The organism is Meiothermus luteus, assembly GCF_003574085.1.
Taxonomy (GTDB): Bacteria; Deinococcota; Deinococci; order Deinococcales; family Thermaceae; genus Meiothermus; species Meiothermus luteus.
Map to the genome: position 1 here is coordinate 1 of NZ_QWKZ01000006.1, position 18985 is coordinate 18985.

17 protein-coding genes, 1 tRNA gene, 1 pseudogene and 1 CRISPR repeat array are annotated in these 18985 nt (G+C 60.2%); of the genes and pseudogenes, 4 read left to right on the forward strand and 15 right to left on the reverse strand.

The window, feature by feature from the left end; genetic code table 11:
• The 3 genes and pseudogenes from Mlute_RS01630 to Mlute_RS01640 all read left to right on the forward strand — a co-directional run.
• Positions 1–246 (forward strand): annotated as a pseudogene (locus tag Mlute_RS01630) (xanthine dehydrogenase family protein subunit M); the annotation flags it as partial.
• Positions 247–311: 65 nt separating this feature from the next.
• Positions 312–1211: an AAA family ATPase gene (locus tag Mlute_RS01635; protein WP_119359028.1), complete on the forward strand. Its 900-nt coding sequence runs from the start codon at positions 312–314 to the stop codon at positions 1209–1211.
• A complete protein-coding gene (locus tag Mlute_RS01640) occupies positions 1208–2365 on the forward strand; it encodes a vWA domain-containing protein (protein ID WP_119359029.1) in 1158 nt (385 codons plus the stop codon). The genes Mlute_RS01635 and Mlute_RS01640 overlap by 4 nt, the downstream gene beginning before the upstream one ends.
• Here Mlute_RS01640 and Mlute_RS01645 read toward each other — a convergent pair.
• The 3 genes from Mlute_RS01645 to Mlute_RS01655 all read right to left on the reverse strand — a co-directional run bounded on the left by Mlute_RS01645 (position 2362) and on the right by Mlute_RS01655 (position 5602).
• The gene (locus Mlute_RS01645) at positions 2362–2685 is read right to left on the reverse strand and encodes a hypothetical protein (RefSeq protein WP_119359030.1); all 324 of its coding nucleotides are present in this window, start codon (positions 2683–2685) and stop codon (positions 2362–2364) included. The two genes, Mlute_RS01640 and Mlute_RS01645, sit on opposite strands and share 4 nt — an antisense overlap.
• Positions 2686–2729: 44 nt before the next feature.
• On the reverse strand, positions 2730–5354 hold the full coding sequence (gene leuS / locus Mlute_RS01650; RefSeq protein ID WP_119359031.1) for a leucine--tRNA ligase: 2625 nt from the start codon (positions 5352–5354) through the stop codon (positions 2730–2732).
• A 162-nt stretch (positions 5355–5516) separates the two neighbouring features.
• Positions 5517–5602 (reverse strand) — tRNA-Leu (locus tag Mlute_RS01655).
• 316 nt (positions 5603–5918) lie between these two features.
• Here Mlute_RS01655 and Mlute_RS01660 point away from each other — a divergent pair.
• Complete coding sequence (locus Mlute_RS01660; RefSeq protein ID WP_119359032.1) at positions 5919–6161, forward strand: hypothetical protein; 243 nt, start codon at positions 5919–5921, stop codon at positions 6159–6161.
• Between the two features lie 76 nt (positions 6162–6237).
• A CRISPR array of direct repeats spans positions 6238–7361; the repeat unit is 37 nt; unit sequence GTTTCAATCCTCACTCGAGCTTTCGCCCGAGTGCAAC.
• Between the two features lie 245 nt (positions 7362–7606).
• Here the strand turns inward: Mlute_RS01660 and cas2 are convergent.
• Genes cas2 through cas7c form a run of 12 tightly spaced genes read right to left on the reverse strand, consistent with a single transcriptional unit; the run spans position 7607 to position 18984 of the window.
• Positions 7607–7906, reverse strand: a complete 300-nt coding sequence (gene cas2, locus Mlute_RS01665; protein WP_119359033.1) for a CRISPR-associated endonuclease Cas2 — start codon at positions 7904–7906, stop codon at positions 7607–7609.
• Between the two features lie 2 nt (positions 7907–7908).
• Positions 7909–8928: a type I-C CRISPR-associated endonuclease Cas1c gene (cas1c, locus tag Mlute_RS01670; protein ID WP_119359034.1), complete on the reverse strand. Its 1020-nt coding sequence runs from the start codon at positions 8926–8928 to the stop codon at positions 7909–7911.
• Entirely contained in the window at positions 8925–9620 is a 696-nt protein-coding gene (cas4, locus tag Mlute_RS01675; RefSeq protein ID WP_119359035.1) for a CRISPR-associated protein Cas4, read from the reverse strand. The genes cas1c and cas4 overlap by 4 nt, the downstream gene beginning before the upstream one ends.
• Positions 9621–10634, reverse strand: coding sequence for a putative CRISPR-associated protein (locus Mlute_RS01680; protein ID WP_245958805.1), 1014 nt, complete (start codon positions 10632–10634; stop codon positions 9621–9623).
• A gap of 38 nt (positions 10635–10672) precedes the next feature.
• Positions 10673–11848 (reverse strand): TIGR02221 family CRISPR-associated protein, encoded by a 1176-nt coding sequence (csx2, locus tag Mlute_RS01685; RefSeq protein ID WP_119359037.1) that lies wholly within the window; start codon positions 11846–11848, stop codon positions 10673–10675.
• Positions 11845–12852 (reverse strand): type III-B CRISPR module RAMP protein Cmr6, encoded by a 1008-nt coding sequence (cmr6, locus tag Mlute_RS01690; protein WP_245958806.1) that lies wholly within the window; start codon positions 12850–12852, stop codon positions 11845–11847. Before cmr6 ends, csx2 begins: the two co-directional genes overlap by 4 nt.
• Positions 12839–13231, reverse strand: coding sequence for a type III-B CRISPR module-associated protein Cmr5 (gene cmr5 / locus Mlute_RS01695; protein ID WP_119359038.1), 393 nt, complete (start codon positions 13229–13231; stop codon positions 12839–12841). Before cmr5 ends, cmr6 begins: the two co-directional genes overlap by 14 nt.
• Positions 13228–14022, reverse strand: coding sequence for a type III-B CRISPR module RAMP protein Cmr4 (gene cmr4, locus Mlute_RS01700; protein WP_119359039.1), 795 nt, complete (start codon positions 14020–14022; stop codon positions 13228–13230). Before cmr4 ends, cmr5 begins: the two co-directional genes overlap by 4 nt.
• Positions 14007–15155 (reverse strand): type III-B CRISPR module-associated protein Cmr3, encoded by a 1149-nt coding sequence (gene cmr3, locus Mlute_RS01705; RefSeq protein ID WP_119359040.1) that lies wholly within the window; start codon positions 15153–15155, stop codon positions 14007–14009. The genes cmr4 and cmr3 overlap by 16 nt, the downstream gene beginning before the upstream one ends.
• Positions 15136–16611 (reverse strand): type III-B CRISPR-associated protein Cas10/Cmr2, encoded by a 1476-nt coding sequence (gene cas10, locus Mlute_RS01710; RefSeq protein WP_119359041.1) that lies wholly within the window; start codon positions 16609–16611, stop codon positions 15136–15138. The genes cmr3 and cas10 overlap by 20 nt, the downstream gene beginning before the upstream one ends.
• 2 nt (positions 16612–16613) lie before the next feature.
• On the reverse strand, positions 16614–17993 hold the full coding sequence (gene cmr1 / locus Mlute_RS15925) for a type III-B CRISPR module RAMP protein Cmr1 (RefSeq protein ID WP_245958807.1): 1380 nt from the start codon (positions 17991–17993) through the stop codon (positions 16614–16616).
• Positions 17986–18984: a type I-C CRISPR-associated protein Cas7/Csd2 gene (gene cas7c, locus Mlute_RS01720; protein ID WP_119359042.1), complete on the reverse strand. Its 999-nt coding sequence runs from the start codon at positions 18982–18984 to the stop codon at positions 17986–17988. The genes cmr1 and cas7c overlap by 8 nt, the downstream gene beginning before the upstream one ends.
• Position 18985: the final 1 nt, after the last annotated feature.

Consider the following 18985-nt stretch of genomic DNA (forward strand, 5'->3'; position numbering starts at 1 on the left):
GTGGTGGAGGGGGACCAGGTGCGGGCGGCCGTCACCGGGGCGGGCGAGCACGCTATGCGTCTCAGCAAGCTCGAGCAGGCCCTCTCCGGAAAACCCTTAACCGCCGAGAACATCTCCGCGGCCTGCCAAAACCTTCTCTCCCCTGAAGGCCTCAACCACGACTTGGTGGCCTCCCGCGAGTATCGGGCCCACCTGGTGGATGTGATGGCCAAACGGGCCCTCCTGCAGGCCCTGGGCCTCTCTTGAAGGAACCCTGAAATTGTGAGGGGCCGCAACCCCAGGGCCCCTCTTCTCTATGTGAAGATAGAGCCATGCTTCCGTCGTCGGTAGAGGAAACCCAAAAGGCCCTCGAGCGGTACCACTACATCGCCGACAGGGGCCTTTCGGTAGCGGTCTTTCTGGCCCTCAGGCTGGGCCGCCCTCTCCTGCTGGAGGGCGAGCCTGGGGTGGGCAAGACCGAGATCGTCAAGGTGCTGGCCCAGGTGCTCTCCACCCGGCTCATCCGGCTGCAGTGCTACGAGGGGTTGGACATCAACAGCGCGGTCTATGAGTGGGACTACGCCCGGCAGATGCTCCAGATTCGCCTGCTCGAGGCCGTCGGAGAGCGGGCCCAGGAGAGGATACGCCAGGAAGTCTTCGGCCCAGATTTCCTGCTAAAGCGCCCCCTGCTGCAGGCCCTGGAGAGCCAGAATGGAAAACCTCCGGTGCTGCTCATTGACGAGCTGGACCGGGCCGACGAGGAGTTTGAGGCTTTCCTGCTGGAGTTTCTCTCTGACTGGCAGATCACCGTGCCCGAGGTGGGCACCCTCAAGGCCGAACACCCCCCGGTGGTGGTCATCACCAGCAACCGCACCCGTGAAATCCACGACGCCCTCAAGCGCCGATGCATGTACTACTGGATTGACTACCCCAGCTTTGAAAAGGAGTACCGAATTGTGCGGGAAAAGGTTCCGGGCGTACCGGAAAAGCTGGCCCAGCAAACCGTAGCCTTTGTCCAGGAGCTTCGCAAACAAGACCTTTACAAGGCCCCCGGAGTGGCGGAAACGCTAGACTGGGCAGCCTCGCTGCTGGCCCTGGGCCAGACCGAGCTCACCCTAGAGGCGGTGGAGGAAACCCTGGGGGCGTTGCTCAAGTACCAGGACGACGTGCTTAAGGCCAGGAATCAGGCGCGCGACCTCCTGGCCCGCGCCCAAGCGCCCACCCCCCTATGACCGAAAACCTGCTCAGTCATGTGGTCGGCTTTGCCCGGGTCCTTCGCCGGGAAGGCATCCGGGTCACCCCAGGCCAGACTGCCGCTTTTGCTAGGGCACTGGGAGAAATTTCTATCTTTGACCCAGCGAGCTTCTACTACGCCGCCCAAACCACTCTGGTCAACCGCCACGAGGACCTACCCCGGTTCTCCCTGGTGTTCCAGCGTTACTGGAAGGAGCTAGGCATGGAGCGCTTTCCCGGCGAGCTGCTGCAGCAAGCCCCCGCGCCCCCCAAAAAAGATCCTCGAGCCAAGCCAGGAGAGGTAGGGCGGGAACCCCAACCCAAGGGCCCAGGCGAAGCTCCTCCCCAGCCCCTTGTGGATCGGGCCCTAACCTACGCGCCTACCGAGGTGCTCCGGCAAAAGCGCTTTGACCAGATGAGCGAGGCTGAGCTCGAGGCCGCCCGCAAGCTCCTCTACCACATGGCCTGGAGCCCTCCCCTCCGACGCACCCGCCGGCTTGGGGCGCACGGGCGGGAAAAAATAGACTTGCGCAAAAGCCTGCGCCAGGCTCTTCGGTACCAGGGCGAAATGGTTCGGCTGGCCTGGCAGGCCCGTAAGAGGAAGCCCCGGCCCATCGTGGCCCTGGCCGATGTATCGGGCTCCATGGAGCGCTACGCCCGGATGCTCCTGCACTTCCTCTACGCCTTCTCCCTGGCCCAGGCCCGCCGAGGGGCCCGGCGGGTAGAAACCTTCACCTTCGGCACCCGCCTGACCCGAATCACCCGCACGTTCCAGAAAAAAAGCGTAGACGCCGCCCTGGCCGAGGTGGGCCGGGAGGTTAAGGACTGGTCCGGCGGCACCCGCATCGGGGCCTGCCTTCACAGCTTCAACCACACCTGGGCCAAGCGGGTGCTGGGGCAAGGGGCCGTCGTCCTCATCATTTCCGACGGCTGGGACCAAGGAGAACCCGAGTTGCTGGCTTTTGAGATGGAACGGCTACAAAAATCCTGCCACCGCCTAATCTGGCTCAACCCCCTGCTGGGCACGCCCAGCTATCAACCCCTCACCAGAGGCCTGGTGGCGGCGCTGCCCTACGTGGACGATTTTCTACCCGTACACAACATCACCAGCCTGGAAAAGCTGGTGAAAACCCTGGAGCAGCTCGAGGTCTAAACCGCCTCTGCCGCCTTGCGTACCTCCTGGGCAAAGGCCCGGGTCTTCTCGTTTTGCTCGCGCACCACCCAAGGCGTGGCCTTGGCTGTGGGCCAGCGGTCAAACAGGGTCTCCAGCCACTGGAGCAGCAGGTCTGGGGTCATGGGCCCCGAGGACTGGTAGTGTACGCTCCCCTCCCTCAGGGTAACCTTCCCCAGGGCCTCGTAATGGCTGGGGGAGGTGTGCTGCACCAGGATGCGGAAGGTATCGCCCGAGTCCTCCCCCACGCACTCCAACACCTGCCCTTCGGCCAGGGCATTGATTTTATGCAGTGTAAGCATACCTTGATGGTACGCCACGGCGCTTTGGGTTTCCAGGGTCCGGCTCAACCCTTGACCACGATGTTCAGCAGCTTCCCCGGCACATAGATTTCCCGAACCACCTCTTTACCCAAAAGGTGCTGGGCCACGTTGGGTATCTGGCGGGCAATGGCTTTGACCTCTTCCTCGCTGGCGCCCACCGCTACTTGGGCCTTGCCCCGCAGCTTACCGTTGACCTGCACCACCAGCTCAAAGGTATCGGCCACCAGCGCCGCGGGGTCGGCCACCGGCCAGGGGTAGCTGAAGACAGAACCCTGGTAAAACTCATGCCAAAGCTCCTCCGCCAGGTGTGGGGCAAAGGGGGCCAGCATTTGGATGTAGCGCAGCACGGCTTCTCGGAAAACCGGGGTTACCCCCTCTTGCTTCCGGTAGTCGGAGAGGGCGTTCAAAAGCTCCATCAGCGCAGCAATGGCGGTATTGAAGCGAAGGCTCTCCAGGTCTTCAGTGACCTTTTGGATGGTCTGGTGCAGCTTCTGGTAAAGGGCCTTGTGAGGGCCCTCCAGGGCAGTCGCTTCAAGGGCCCCCTGGGCCTTCAGCTCTACCCGGTTTTCAGCCACCAACCGGTAGACCCGGTTCAAGTAGCGCCAAGCCCCCTGCACCCCCTCCTCTGTCCAAACCATCTCGTTCTCAGGGGGAGCGGCGAAAAGGATGGTTATCCGAGCGATGTCGGCACCCTGTTCTTTCACGAAAGGCCCCACCATCACCCCATTGCCCAGACTTTTGCTCATCACGGCAGGCTTCCAGAAGTAAGTCTTTCCCCCCTCCTGCCGCAGCTCAGCCCCGCTCTTCTGGGCCTCTTCCAGGAAGATGCCCTGGGGAATCTCGAGCTTGCTCCGCCGAGCATCGTCCTTGAAGTAGATGCGCCCTTCCCGCAGTTCCACCTCCCCCACATTGGTCCAGCCCATCACCATCCCCTGGGTAAAGAGCCCCTCAAAAGGCTCCCCCGCTTCTACCATCCCCAAGTCGTGCAGAAACTTGGTGAAAAAGCGGGCGTACAAAAGGTGCAAGATGGCGTGCTCTATCCCACCGATGTACTGGTCCACCGGCATCCAAAAGTTGGCCTTCTCCGGGCTGAAGGGCTGCTCGGTGTTGTGGGCATCGGTATAGCGCAAGAAGTACCAGGACGAGTCAAAAAAGGTGTCCATGGTATCAGTGTCGCGCCGGGCAGGCCCTTTACAGCGCGGACAGGTACACTCGTAGAACTCAGGATGGGCCGCCAGGGGGCTCTTCCCCTTGGGGCGAATATCCTCCACATCCTTCAGGGTAGGCAGCACCACCGGTAGGTCCTCGTAGGGGACCGGAACAATACCGCACCTGTCGCAGTGAATCATGGGGATAGGGGTACCCCAGTAGCGCTGGCGGCTGATGAGCCAGTCCCGCAGGCGGTAGTTAACCTTGGCCTGCCCAATTCCCTTTTCCTCCATCCAGGCGATGATCTTCTTTTTGGCCTCCTCCACATAGAGGCCGTTCAGGAAACCAGAGTTGATGGCCGGGCCATCCCCAGTGTAGGCCTTGCCCTGCCATCCTGGGGGTGGCTCTACCGTGCGAACGATTTCCAGACCAAACCGCTCGGCGAACTCCCAATCGCGCTCATCCTGGCCTGGTACGGCCATAATGGCGCCCGTGCCGTAACCGGCAAGAACGTAGTCAGCAACCCAAATGGGAATCTCCTTGCCGTTTGCGGGGTTGATGGCATAGGCCCCGGTGAAAACCCCGGTCTTCTCCCGGTCTTCCCGCTGGCGTTCCACCTCGCTTTTCATCCTGGCAGCAGCCACGTAGGCATCCACCTGGGCCCTTTGCTCTGGGGTAGTGATCCTTCCCACCAGCTCATGCTCAGGGGCCAAAACCATAAAGGTAGCCCCGAATATGGTGTCAGGCCGAGTGGAAAAAACCCGGATTTTGAGGTCGTGCCCCTTCACCGGAAAGTCAAATTCAGCCCCCACGCTCTTACCAATCCAGGCCCGCTGCATGGCCTTGACCTTTTCGGGCCAACGGGGCAGCTTATCCAAATCGTTCAAAAGCCGCTCGGCGTAGTCGGTGATCTTGAGGTACCACTGCTCGAGCTCCCGCTTTTCCACCAAAGCCCCACTGCGCCAACCCCGCCCGTCAATCACCTGCTCATTGGCAAGCACGCTCTGCTCTACCGGGTCCCAGTTGACCAGGCTCTTCTTCCGGTAAACCAAGCCTCTTTCGTACATCTTGAGGAAAATCCACTGATTCCACTTGTAATACTCGGGCAAGCAGGTGGTTACCTCACGGCTCCAGTCGTACTGAATGCCCATTAATGCCAAAGACTCTTTGGACTGCTGGATGTTGCCAAAGGTCCACTCAGCAGGGCTTACGCCAAACTTGAGGGCAGCGTTCTCGGCAGGCAAACCAAAAGCGTCCCAACCAAAAGGGTGAAGAACACTATAGCCCTGCTGAGTACGGAACCGGGCCAAGGCATCACCCATGGTGTAGTTCTTTAAATGGCCCATGTGCAGGTCGCCGGAAGGATAGGGAAACATTACCAAAACATAGGCCTTTTTCTTCCCCTTGTTCTCCCTTGCTCTAAGAAGGCCTATCTCCTCCCAGTACCTCTGCCATTTGGGCTCAATCTCGTGTGGGTTGTATTTGTCGGTCGTAACCATGGCTCGCCTCGCGATTGGTAGGGCTCGTTGTATCGGCTACCAGAGCCAACCCCCCTTCAAAGACTGAAGGGGGGAGCCTCGTAAAACTCCCCTACCGGCCCGTTAGAAGGGCGCTAAACATAGCTATTACGTTAGCACAGAAGTGGGTTTTATTCAAAAGATTGGTGCCGGGGATGGGACTCGAACCCACACGCCCTTGCGGGCAACGGATTTTAAGTCCGTAGCGTCTACCATTCCGCCACCCCGGCAAATTCAAACCCCCTAGGCCTCAGTTCAAGCCCCGCCCCAAGGGCAGCCTCAGCATAAATCCCAGAGTAATGTGTTTCAATCCTCACTCGAGCTTTCGCCCGAGTGCAACAAACCCCCTGCGAGTCCCACCAGTGGACGGCGGCCGGTAACGGGGGCTATTACACGGCCATCACCCAAAACCCGGCCCCCAAACAGGTGACCGACCGGTTCGGGGGTGTATCTCACCCGGTTGTTCTACCGTCTAACTGGGGTGAGATATTGGGGCGCTGGGATGAGGGCCGCTCGTTTGCTGATAACGGTGTTATGATGGACGGTATGGGTGAGATAAATCTTAGCGGATACTTTGTAGCCCGATTGACGGGGGCCTCCCCGGAGGAGGCCAAAGAATACCTGGAGGACCCCAGCTACTTCCCGGAGGCCCTAGGTCAGTGGAATCTGGGTCATCTCAAAACGGTAGAGGATGTGGAGCGGGTGCTACCCCAGCTCACCCGTCCCCAGAGCCGCCAGGTTGAGGAGGCCCCGCTTTCAGAGCTGGATAATCTCTACAGGGGGTTGTAATGGTCGTAAGAAACACTAGCAAATATCCCCCGTGGCCATTGGCGACGAGCAGTATCTCCTTCCGCCGGAGTGGGAGGTTTTAATCCTCACTCGAGCTTTCGCCCGAGTGCAACGCGGGGGCTGGCCCGCCTGCGGGGGCGGGGCACCCTGTTTCAATCCTCACTCGAGCTTTCGCCCGAGTGCAACACGAGCGGATTGACGGCAGCGTCTCCGACTTTACCGTTTCAATCCTCACTCGAGCTTTCGCCCGAGTGCAACATATCCGGCGAGCCGAGGGGGGCCGGGACTGGTTCGTTTCAATCCTCACTCGAGCTTTCGCCCGAGTGCAACCTACTTGCAGGTCGAGGGCCAACAAGTGTTGGCAAGTTTCAATCCTCACTCGAGCTTTCGCCCGAGTGCAACCCAGAGGTGGCCACAAAGCTCCTGGAGGAGGCCTAGTTTCAATCCTCACTCGAGCTTTCGCCCGAGTGCAACATATCCAACGCCTGAACGATTTTTGTCAGCGTCGCCGTTTCAATCCTCACTCGAGCTTTCGCCCGAGTGCAACCGGGAGGTGCGCAAGGCGGTGGCGAAGCATCCCAAGTTTCAATCCTCACTCGAGCTTTCGCCCGAGTGCAACTCGCCAACCTCCCTGTCCAGCTCTAGAGTCGGCCAGTTTCAATCCTCACTCGAGCTTTCGCCCGAGTGCAACGAGGTTGAGCTGGGAGAGTTGCTCGAGGTGGCCAGGTTTCAATCCTCACTCGAGCTTTCGCCCGAGTGCAACGGGGGTGCGCTCCAGAGTGGTGTAGAAGTTGTAGCGGTTTCAATCCTCACTCGAGCTTTCGCCCGAGTGCAACCCGCAAATAGGCGCGCGCGTCCAATCACAACACCTAGTTTCAATCCTCACTCGAGCTTTCGCCCGAGTGCAACGATCCACCGGAAAGCCGAAGCCCTGCAGCTCCTGGCAGTTTCAATCCTCACTCGAGCTTTCGCCCGAGTGCAACTTTGGGCGGCACTGGCCCGTAGCTCTTCCAAAGCGTTTCAATCCTCACTCGAGCTTTCGCCCGAGTGCAACCTGCTGAGGGAAACGGTGGAAGGGGGGGAATCCCCCGTTTCAATCCTCACTCGAGCTTTCGCCCGAGTGCAACCGGTGGTGCCCCACGCGCAGCTCGTAGGTATGGCAGGTTTCAATCCTCACTCGAGCTTTCGCCCGAGTGCAACGGCCCCATTTTAGCGCGCGTGCTGGACAGGGTTCAAGGGAGCCTTTGCGCGAACCCCCCAAAAAAGGCTTCCGACGCAGGGTGGGGGAAGGTGAGGGAAAAACGAGTTTTCAATGTCCCCTAGCCGATTTCTCGGCTTGCGCGAACCCCCCTAGGTTTTGGCGCTTGCTTGGGGTTCGCGCAGCTAAGCAAGCGCCAGCAGGTTACCGGCATCGCCGGTATGGCCTACGGCCACCCCCTCGTGGCCTAGACCACCAAGGGGTCGTCGAAGTCCGTGTACTTGTCCTGGCCGTGGACGCGCAGGCACTTTTCGCGGCCACCCACAAGGGTGTAGATGCGCAGGCTGTCCTTGTCGGGTTCCATAATTCTGAGCAGCTTGGCCTCCATTTCCTCGAGCTGGGCCCGCGTCACCCGACACTCAAACACCGACATCTGTACCCGCTGGCCGTAGTTCTTGCACACCTTGGCCACCCGGGCCAGCCGGGCCTGGCCGTCTTCCGAGGTGACGTTTACGTCGTAGGTGACTAGAATATCCATCCGCTCCATGCCTACCTCCCCACAAAGGGCGAGTACTCGGGCAGGTCGCCCCGCAGATACCGTGCCAAAAGCCTAGCCTGGATGTGTGGTAAAAGCCCCACCGGTACGGGTTCCTTGAACAGGGGGTGCTGCACCGTTTCCTGGCGGCGGCCCTGGAAGGCCGTGATCACCACCTTGCGGCCTTCCTCGTTCAGCAGCACCGCGCCGCCGGGGCGCTCCTCAAAGTGCTTGGGGGAGAGCTGTTTGCGGTTCAGCAGCGAAAGCGCTAGGCGGTCGGCCCACCAGGCCCGGAACTCCTCGAGCAAGTCCAGCGCCAGGGCATTACGCCCAGGCCGCAGGGCGTGCAGGAAACCCGCCTGAGGGTCGAGGCCCACCCCTTCCAAAGCAGCGGTGCACTGGGTGGTGAGTAGGGCGTATATGAAACCCAGCAGCGCGTTTACAGGGTCGCGCGGGGGGCGTTTGTTGCGCCCATCAAAGCGGAACTCACCCGAAAGCAAAAGGTCGCCAAAGGCGGCAAAGTAGGCGCTGGCGGCCTGGCCTTCCAAGCCCCGTACCTCGTCTACCGTGCGGGCCTGGGGCAGCATTCGCAAAGCAGCCTCGTGCTCGGCCAGCGCGGCGCTCAGGGCCTCGGTTTCGCCCCGCTCGCGTACCGCCCGCTGGAGCACCAGGCGGCTGTTTTTGAGCTTGCTCTCTACAAAGCGCAGGGCCAGGTACAAAGCGCTCGAGGGGTGGTCAAGCGCACGGTACTGCGCCCGCCGCAGCAACACATTGCCCGAAACCGGCCCCGAAAGCCGCCCCTGAAAGCGGCCCGACTCCGTGAACCAGGCAACCTCGAGGCCCTCCTCGGCACAGCGGTGAAGCAAAAAAGGCGAGATGAGCACGTTGCCAAACATCACCAATCCGCCCAAGTGATGCAGGGGCACGTTCCTGAGCGTTACCTCCTCGTGCTGGATGCGCAGGGTGTCGCCCTCGAGGCGCAGATACACCCCTTGGGTCTGCACGTAGAGGGTGTTCAGAAGCTCGGTGGTCATGGTTGCTGGGCCTGCCACTCTAGCAGCGCTTGGGGCACGTGGGGCATGCAAACAGAGATGAGCGAGCAGTGCCGGCAGCGCTCATCGGCGGCAGGTGGGGGCAGGCGGTCTTGCTGCAACAGCTTGCGCAGCGCGCTGATGGTGGCCAGCGTAGCGGCGCGCAGCTCGAGGGTAAAGCGCACCTCGCGGCGGCGCTGGCTGGTTCTGCTGAAAAGGGCCCCCTCCGGCACGCTCAGGCCAAACATCTCCTCCAGACACAAAGCCTGGGCGCAAAGCTGCACCTCGGCGGCCTGGCGGGCCAGCTCCTTGGGCCAGCGCCTGCCCACCTTGTACTCCACCGGATAGGGCACCCCCTCTAGGTTACCGGCAAAGCCGGTATGGCCTACGGCCACCCCCTCCACAAACTCCACCACGTCGGCTCGGCCCACTAGCCCCAGCCGCTCCGACCACAGGGGCAAAGCCCGCTCAATCCGAACCCCCTCGCGCAACAGCCCTTCGGGGATGTCGGCCTGCTCGTGGGCGCGCGCGCCGCGCAGGGTGTACTCGTTGTCCTCCCACTCGCCTTCCAGCAGAATCAGCGCGGCCCGGCGGGGGCAGTAGGTGTACTGGGCCAGGGCGCTGATGGGCAGGGGCTCGCCCTCGGCGGGGGCCGTGAGGGCTGTTTGGGGCAGAAGGCCGTCCAGGTCGTCCATCTAACCCTCCCAGGGGGTGAAGTCTTTTTCGTTGTAATCACGCCAATAAAAGCCTTCCCGGCACAGCCGGTCGTACACCGGGCCGTGGCGGGTGAGGGCGAAGACGTAGAGCCCCCCGTCCTTTTCGGCGTAAAAAACCCGCTCGTCGGTCTTGCCCTTGGGAAAGCCCAGCGCATCGCCCCCGCCGCTTTTGAGCTCGCTGTTGGCGGCGCGGTTGGGCAGGCGCAGGCGCTGCAAGAGTTTGCGGTAGCGCTCCTGGGCGGTGGGCTCCAGCTTCTGCCAGGTTTCTAAGGCCTTTGGGGCCAGGTAAATGGGCACGCTTTGGGCTTGCTCGAGCTCGCCCCGGAAAGCCTCGAGGTAGGCGTCTCCCAGAGGGGATAGCCCCACATACACCTGCCCGTCTAGCTCGAAGTCCTCGAGTAAAACCTGGGCATCTTCCGGCAGCAGCGCGGCCCGGGGGGCTACCTCGGCCTTGGGGCGAACACCCTCGCCCTCGGTCAGCCAGTCAAAAAAGTCGGCGTACCAGACAAACAGGCTACTATCCCAACCAAAAGGCGAAGGCGGCAAGGTCACGATCTCGCCAAACTTCTCGTGGATGTAGCAGACCGGCACCTTGAACACCAAGCCCAGGGCGGTGGCGTAGGCAATCTCGGCCTTGAAGCCCCCGGTGGCATTGATGATCACCTCTTTTTGCGCCCGCGCGGCCTTGCGTATCTCGCCAGCCAGGGTGCGCACAAAGTTTTTCAGGCCGTAGTCCACAAAGCCCTGGGCCTCGTAGGCCAGCCCAGGAATGCGAACCCGGCGGCAAGGCACCCCCTGCTGCTGCCAGTACTGCTCCAGAAGCTCCGCCGCCCGCGCTCCCTCGAAGGTATCGCTGTGCAGCAACACGATTTCGTCGCCCGCTTGCAAAACGCACAAAAGCGAGTTGGTCTCGGCGCTGGCCTTTTTGGGGTCGTGCTTCAGGTACTCTAAAATCTCCCCGTCCTGCACCAGGCCATCGCGGCGGGCGTTCAAAAGCAGGCTGGTGCCTACGGTAGTGAGGATGACGGTGCTTATAAGACCTCCGGAAGCTCGAGGCCCATCTGAGCCACGGTAGTACTAAGCTGTTTTAGTGCATCTCGAACCTTTGCAGTTACGGTTTCAAAGCTGCTGTTATCTGGGGTGAATTCGCCTTCCTCTGAAGGGAAACCACGCCAGTGCATCATCTGGTCACGCAGTGACTTCAGTTGGTCATAGCTAATTTTCAGTGGCTCGTTTTCTTGTTGCTTCAAGAAGCTATTTAGTGAGAACTTGCATTCTACAGAATCGGGCCAGATTTTCATGTTAGACTTCCATCGAGCGAAAAGATATATCCACTCTTTTGCAAGCCCAACTGCCTTTTCGTAATGCTGATGCTGAATGTACCAGTCTATTTGGGCATAGATTGCTTGAAGCTGTTTTTTATCAGGGTCTCCCTTTGTGAAGGCCAGGGGGGTAAGCTGATTAACGATTTGGTCACCAAGAATTTCCATTGGCCCGTTGAGACGCAAGCGTAATGCTTCCAATGCTTCTATAGCATTTTTGGCCTCATTACCAGCTCTAACAGGATCGTGGAGTTGCATAGAGAGCGAGAAGTTACTCAGCGGTTGGAAAAAAGTTCCGTAGCTTGAATCTAACCGTGCAAGTTCCGCCAGCTTTTGCGGATAACCTGTTTCCAGAAAGCGATTGGTAGCACTTGCCCAGTCCAGCATAGTTACGAATGGAGTAAGGTCGAATATCGGCGTGGTACCGTCTGCACCCTTTGCCTCCTGAGCACCGTATAGCACATGCAGCAGTTTCACTCGCTTCGCAGCCTGCAAAAAAATTATCGCCAGAAAAGCCAACATGCCTAGCGAGCGAAAACCGTGTGTTATGTCCAAAATTACTTCCGAGTCAGGTTGCAGGTTATTCGTAAGAGCGTTGTAAATATCCCAAAACTCATCGGCGCTCTTTCCATCCGGTATGGAAACCAACTCCTGGTCTCTTCCGCTTAGTACATTTCTAATTCCATCACTGCGTTCTTGTTGGGCTTTTTCTGTAGCAAGAAGCAAAAACTTTGCATCGGGAAACCATTTTGCAAACGCTTCTTGTATCAGGGTGGTTTTTACCTGATCCTTATCGCCCCAGCCATACTGGGTCTCTTCGTAGATGTATTTTCTCTCGTCCTTGTCCCACCGGCCTAATCCAAGGATAGACACAACTACCTTCATTTGCACCCACCTTTTATATCTTTCAGCAGCTTATCGATTAGTTTTGTGTACTCCTTGTCCTCTTTCCACAAATTTTTTGACACGAGTTGTTGCTTTAGACGCTCGAGTGTAGGTTTCCGTATGCCTGGAGGCACATCCCCGAGCTGCCTGGCAATCTGAATAGCTTTATTTGCAGAGCCTGAGTTTTGAATTTTTTCAATCTCTGAGGTTAGGCTTTCCAGTAGTTTTGCTGATTCTTCTCTTTCTCGTGCTTCCTCCTCCGCCGACTTCCCAAACTCGCATGCAAAATACCCATACCCCGCATTGGTCTTTCCTCCCAAGCCCAGGTGCTCCAGCGCCCAGGCCAGCACCTCGGCAGCCTTGTAGGGCCAGCCCTGGGCGTCTTGGGCGGGGCAGGTGATGGGAAGATAGAACTTCACCCCAGGCCGCACCGAAAGGAAGGCCACTGGGTTGGGGTCGTCGAAGTCGGTGGGCCAGACCGCGCCCTTTTTGCCGTAGTACTCGGGGTGGTGTACGGTAATCACATCCAGTTGGAAGGGCTGGGCGCTGTTTGGATCCAACCAGCCGTCCCAGTAGACCAGGTAGGCCGCGTTGCCCGGGGTTTTGCCTTTGGGGTCTGGCCCCTCGCCCAGCAATACGGCTTTTTCCTTTTCGGACAGGCCAAAGTGCTCGGCGGCCCGGCGCAGTAGCCCCTTGAGGGCGCTGCCCGGCAGGTAGGGCACCCCGTAGGTGTGGTGGATGGCCAGGCCGTTTTCGATGGGGCTGGCATTCCCTAGGCCAATGGCCAGGGGGGTTTTGGTGGTGGCCTCGAGCCAAACCGCGTCTTTCAGGCTCTCCCGCCAGCGCTCAAAGGCCTTCTGGTACATCTCGGGCACCTGGCTCTGGGCGATGTGATTCAGCAACTCCTTGGCCGCAGAATGGTCGTCGTCATGCTGCCTCAGGTAGCGCTGCAAGGCCAGCCCGGCGTGGGCGGGTGGGGGAAGATCAAGTCTACTGGCCCGCATCGCGGCCCCCCGTGTGTACGCCTAGCACGCTGGCGGCGAAGCGCTTGAAGTAGACCCAGGCCGAAAGCACGCGGCGGGTATGGTGCATGTAGCCGATGGCGTCGGCCCCTTGCACGGTCTCAAGGGCATTTTTAGCTCCCAGGATTGCCGCCACGTGCTCGAGCAGCTTCTGATGCGCCCTAGCCCGGTGGCCCTCTCCCGAGGCCTTGTCAGCGCTAAACGCCAACGCCTGGCACAGCCCGCTCTGCCGCACCAGGATGGGGAAGTTGTGGCAGAGGCCGCCGTAGATGTTCTTGACCTCGGCATCTTCGTTCTCGAGGCTCCGCACGAGCTCGAGGGCCTTTTTCATATCCTGCTGAGCACGGGTCACAAGGCTCATGCTCCACCCCCCAGCCGCCGCAACAAGCCCCGCCCCACGCTGGCCTGCCCGCCGAGCTGGAGGTAGGGCCGGTTGAGTTCCTCAAAGCCGCTTGTGCCGATGGCGAAGCTCGAGAACACGGTCTCCGCCGGGATGGCCTCCTCGTACCAAAGCCCGCCCCTAACCACGGTTTTGGAATCCGAATCCAGCTTGACCCGGGCAATAATCTCCATGCCCATCTCGCAGAAATAGCTGAACACATCGTTGGAAACCAGAGCGAAGCGGGACTGGAAGTAGCTGACCTCGTCCCCAAAGACCAGGCGGCCCAGCTCTTCGGCCAGGTTGTTGGCCGCATCCGGCTTGGCGGTGAGGTCGATATCCTCGAGGATGACCTGATTGTTGTGGACAATCTGGGAGTTCTGCGGAAGTAGGGCAGTGTTCTGCTCTGGCGTGGGAAAGGGCGATTGCAAGCCAAAGAGCCCCAGGGCCTTTAGGTCGCGATTAAGGCGTTCCAGCACCAGCGGACACGTAATAAAGGCAAAGGTGCCCGCATACGAGCGCACCGGCAGGAAGAGCACCCGGGCATCGGTGAGGGTAAGCTCGGCAGCGTTTTCCAGCGAGCCAAAGACCTTGTTGGCTTCTTGATCCTCGCGCCCATCGCGTAGCACCCCCTTCAGGCTGCTGGCCGGAATCACCGGGAAGCCCGTAGCCGCCTCGCGGGCTACCGGAAGGTCAATCACGCTGCTAGAGTCCTGCCCCGTGCCCGGGTGCACGGGTGTAAGGGCCTGCCAGAAAATCAGTTTTGCTTGCATGGTTGCCACACCCCCCACAGTGCAAGGCCAAAGCCGTCCTTGCGGTCTTGTTCGTTGTCGCTTACGGGCCTAAGCCAGCTTTTCAAAAGGTCGGCGGGGTTGCCGTCCTCTACCTCGAAAAAGTACACGCTGCCCGCCGGCACCATCCAGCGCACCGCCTTGGGCCGGTTTTCCCGCAGATTCCAGCCGCTCACCGGCTCGCGCCGCCCCACGGCTGCGGACACCAGCTTTAGCTTCACCTTGCTCAGGCCGCGGGGCAGGTGAAGCTCGCCCGAGCCCGACTTCTCAATCCAGCCGGGTTTCCAGCCGCCTTCGAACAGGGCCGGAGTAGCCAGCACCAGCCGCACCCTGGCGCCCTTGCCTAAACTGGCAAATCGCTTCTTGATGGATTCTGGGCAGTCGAACCAGTAATCCGATAGGCTCTCCTTCACCTCCACCGCCACCGGACGCCGCTCGCCCCCCAGGTGGCCAATGGGGGCCGGTGTTTCACCGTTGGGCAACGAAAGGCGCACCCGCAGGCTGGCAGGCCGGTAGTCCTCGGGGCTTTTGCCCATCTCCAAGGGCCGATAGGCCACGCTAAAGAGTTGCCCTTCCCGGGCCTTGCCCTTTTGCGGGTCCATGGCCACGTGCACCCGGGTCTCGGTGGGGAGGCCCTGGATTTTTTCGGGCTCGAGGGTCTCTCCCAAAAGCCAGCGCTCCATGTCCCGCGTCGTCCAAAAGTTGTAGCCGCTCTCAGGCTTGATGTCTTGGGTGACCTCGAGGGGCAATATTCCTTCCGGTAGGTCGCAGCCCGCGCCCTCGGGCGGGGTGCAGGGCTGGAGCTTCATCACCCGTAGCTTATCGCCATCCTTGTAAATCACCGCGTCCCGCGGGGCCGGCAGCAGAACCTCGTTTCCTCTGGCTAAAAGAGGCCCACAAATCTGTAGCCCATGAAGGTTCTTAAGCTGCTCGTGGCCAAAACCCTTGCCCGTGGCCAGGCCAATCTGGGTACGCACAAAGCCGGCCAGGGTGCTGGGCAGGGGCAAGGGCAGGCTGCGGGCAGCGGTCTCGCTGCCGTCGGCGGCGCTGAAGGGCCGGCCATCGCGGAAGAGCAGGGGGCTCAGGGCGTGGATTTCAAGCACCCGTTCCGGCATGGGCTTCCTCCTTTATGCCGCTCAGGAAGCGGGCGATGATGAGCTGCTCCACAAAGGTCAGCAGTTGTTTGCGGTAGGTAGGCGTGTCGCTGGTGGGGGCGGGGATTTTCAGGTCGCGGGCTTCCTTGCGGGCCAAGACCCGTTGGGCCTCCTTGTAGAGGTAGTCGGCCCGCATGTCGTCTTGCCACTCCTGCACCAGCTTGTGTAGCTCGTGGGCTAGGCCGCGGGTAATCTTGCGGTTTTGGTAGGCCTCGAGGAGTTCGTTCCAAGATAGCTTGTCCCAGCGCTGCACGGTGACGATAGGTGCGCCGCCCCGGGTATGCAGGGCTACGGCCAGGGCATTCCGGCCCCCGTTCTTGGCGGCTTTTTCAGCTTCCCGCGCATTTTCCAAGGAGATAGAAAGCGGTTCCCGATAGTGCACAATGGCTATTCCCGCAGAGAGGGTTCCCTTCACCTGGTGCCGGAACGCTTCGGAAAGCTCTTTGGCGCACGCCACCGCCTGGTTCACCGGCAAAAAGGCCAATACATCATCGCCGCCGGAGTAGACCATAAAGCCGCGGTACTTGGGGACAATTTTCCGGGCCTCTTGGGCAAACTCGTCTAGGCTTTTGGAAAGCCGGCGGTGGGCCTCGGGGTCGTCCTGGCGGCTGATTAGCTCACCCATGCGGTCGCCATCGGCTACCAGGATGGCCAAGTAGGGCTGGGGCTCTGGGATGCGGTCTTCTTCCTCATAGCGCTCATCAGGCTCCGCTTCCGGTTTCCAGGAGCGCCTGGCCATGGTACGGGTGTCCACCACCTTGGCCGACTTCAGCGCGCCGTAGCAGCGCTTGAGCAGCGAGATGGCGTCCAGGTATTCGGTGGGCTTGATGCGCAAGGGCCGATACGTACCATCCTCCAGCCGGATGTTGGCCTCGCCCCAGTCGCGCGGGTCTATGACGGCAGCTCGAGCGGGGTCTAGGGGCGACTTGGGCACGCCCTCGTCCCCCTGATTTGTGGGGCCAAAGTCGCGTAGCGCCTTGCGCCCGGCCAACAGGCGCTCCACCGCCAGGCGGGCCTCGGGGTAGCTGCCCCTTAGGGGAACCCAGGCGGCATAGAACTCGAGAAAGTGGTCTAGCTGCTCTTTGGCCCGGTCTTGGTCTATCTGGTTCTGGTACGCCTGGGGAAGCTTGCCGATGGTGTCTTTCCAGAGCTGCTCGAGCTTCTTTTGAACCGCCTTTTTCGCGCCTTCGGCCAACCCCTTGGGGTCGCCCTCTACCTGGGCCAGAATCTTGTTGGCCCCGTCGGCGTCCTGGTCTGCGGGAAAAATGAGCTTGGCGTCATTAGAGTGCAGATACCGCGCGGCTTCCTTGCTAAGCTCCTGCAAAATCTGCGAACCCGCATACAGGTCGGCGGTGCGGCGGGCGGCGGCGATGAAGTCCTGCACCGGGCCGATGGAGATGGAGAGGAGGTGGGTCATGGTTACACCTGCCTGTAACCTTTTGATTTCACAAACTCCACTAAAGCTTCTCGGATGGACTTAGAGCCAAACTGTTTGAGTGGGAGTACCTTCTCCCTCTCTTGAGGAGAAAGATTGACGAGTTCCTCTGTTACCCGCTGCCCATGCTCTTCAAACCTCAGCGTCAGCTTGCCCGCTTGCCAAACATGAGGAGAATCAAGAAGAACTATTGCAGGCAGATAGCCTTCCTCGGTTTTTATTGCTTTTGTGATAACTGGAGAGGCAAACCGAGAACCCAACTCATGTTCTGACTCTGAGGAAGGTGTGTAGTTGGACTCCAGAACAAAGTTCTCATCTTCAGGGCCCTCTTCCTGAAAGTGAAAAACAATGGGCAGTCCCAGATCGGCCCTAGGAAAGCCCCTTGCTGGGTGCTCTGGCTTATGCTTCCAGCCCATATCCGGAAACCATTCGCGAATAGTATCCGGCTCTGGCCACCTCGACCGACCGAGTTTTGCAGGGTTCTTTGGATCCGAGCCCGGGTTTCTAGCAAAAGCCTTGCCTTGTCGGAACTCCTTATACGTTTCCACCGCATCTTTCCACGCCTTGACGGCCTTACCTTTTGGTTTGCCTACAAGGCACACTATTGGTGCCTTTGTAAGAAGGCTATTTTCACGCTGGGCCACTACATCCTCAATATGCAAAGACCCTTCTATTAGCTCGAGGCTCCCGCAGCCCCTCCTGGTGCGCGCACCTATTCCTCCAAATCGCACCCACATCGCTACAGCTAGTTCAACATCGTGCTTAACCTCGTTCGGAAATAAGAGGCAGAGGGTAAACCTTACGCTCCCTTCCTTGAAACAGTTGGATGGCGGTTCAATAATGGTGATCTCCCGAGTTTTCTTATCCCTTTTCGCCTTTCCTTGAAATCTGTCTTGGCCCTTTCTCAGCTTTCCCGCAACCTGGCGAGTTTTCTTATCCCTTTTCGCCTTTCCTTGAAATGGGAACAACGCATACCCGGGGTAATCACTGAAATATGGGTACGTCTTTAGTTCTGTTCCTCCATCTTTGCGTCGGTGGTAGTAAGTGCAGCACGGGATTGGGTCTGAAGCAGCTACTTCCAGTATCCTTATGCAAACCTTGCCAGGCACGTTATCGCTCCCCCAAATCGCCTCCTCCGCCTTGAAAAGCTCTTCCGCAGATGTGTACTGCGCCCCCGCCGTAGCCCGCCACCAAAACCGCAGATGCCCCCGCACGCTCGCCGCCCGCACCGGGTTGGCGGGGTCTACCTCGCGGGGGGTGGCGCTGCCGCCGAACATGGGGGTAATGGTTTTGAGCTTCAGCGTCCAGGTGGTCAGCTCGGGCTTTTTTAGCTCCGGCGGCGGGTGAGGAACCGTCCTAGGCATGGGCCCCTCCCATCCAGGCGTCAAACCGGGCCTCGTCCCAGGTGTCCATTTCCAGCATCCGCACCCCTTTGGGTAGCCGGGCCGGGTCGGCCTTTACCTCGTAGTCGGCAAAGCGGCGGGGGGGCTTCCTCTCGTCCAGGAGCCGCGCCGAGACCACCTCGCCAAGGTCCAGCAGGCGGTGCGCGGGGGCGCAGCCCAGCATGGCCTGGCGCTTGTTCTGTTCAGCGTTATTGGGGTCGGTGCCCACGTGCTGGAAGAGGTAGAGCCTTCGGGTGGCCATATGCCCCTTGCTGGCGCTGCGGTCGTGCTCAAACATGTTCAAAAGGGCCTCCACCAATAGCTTCAGGTCGGCCTCGCTGAAGCCGGTGCCCTGGGCCAGGTGGGCGCTGATGAAGCCCTTGGCTAAGTAGAGGCCGTAGGGCACCTGGCTCTTGCGGCCCATGGTGCGGAGCTTGTCCTCGGGCTGTTCTTTTTCCCACTTCAGGTAGTCTTCCAGGGTCTTGGCGTTCTTGACGTCCTCGGCCACCGCCCCCCGGGTGATGCTGAACTCGGCGGGGAAGATGGGGTCTAGGCTTCTGGCAAAGGTAAGCTGCACCGGCCCCCGCACCTGGCCGGCGTTGGCCCCGGTGCTCATCACCGCGCCAAAGGTGCGCACATCGAAGAAGTTCTGGCACATCCAACGGCGGGCGGCTTCCACCTTGTCCTTGGTCTTGGTGCCGGTAAAGCCCCCGGTGCGCTCGTGGGCCTCGAAGATGGGCCGGTTGAGGTTGATGCCGTGCTGCACAAAGATGGCGAAGCCAGGCACCCCCTGGCGGGCCGCCTGAACATAGTTGCGAATACGGCGCTTTAAGGCCACATCGCTCACCAGGCCGTGGCCGTCCTCGGGGTCAATGCGCGGGGCGTTGCCCGAGTCGGGGTCGCCGTTGGGGTTGCCATCTTGAACATCAAAGAAAAGCAGGAACTCGTAGCGGTTTTGGATGGGCTGGGACATG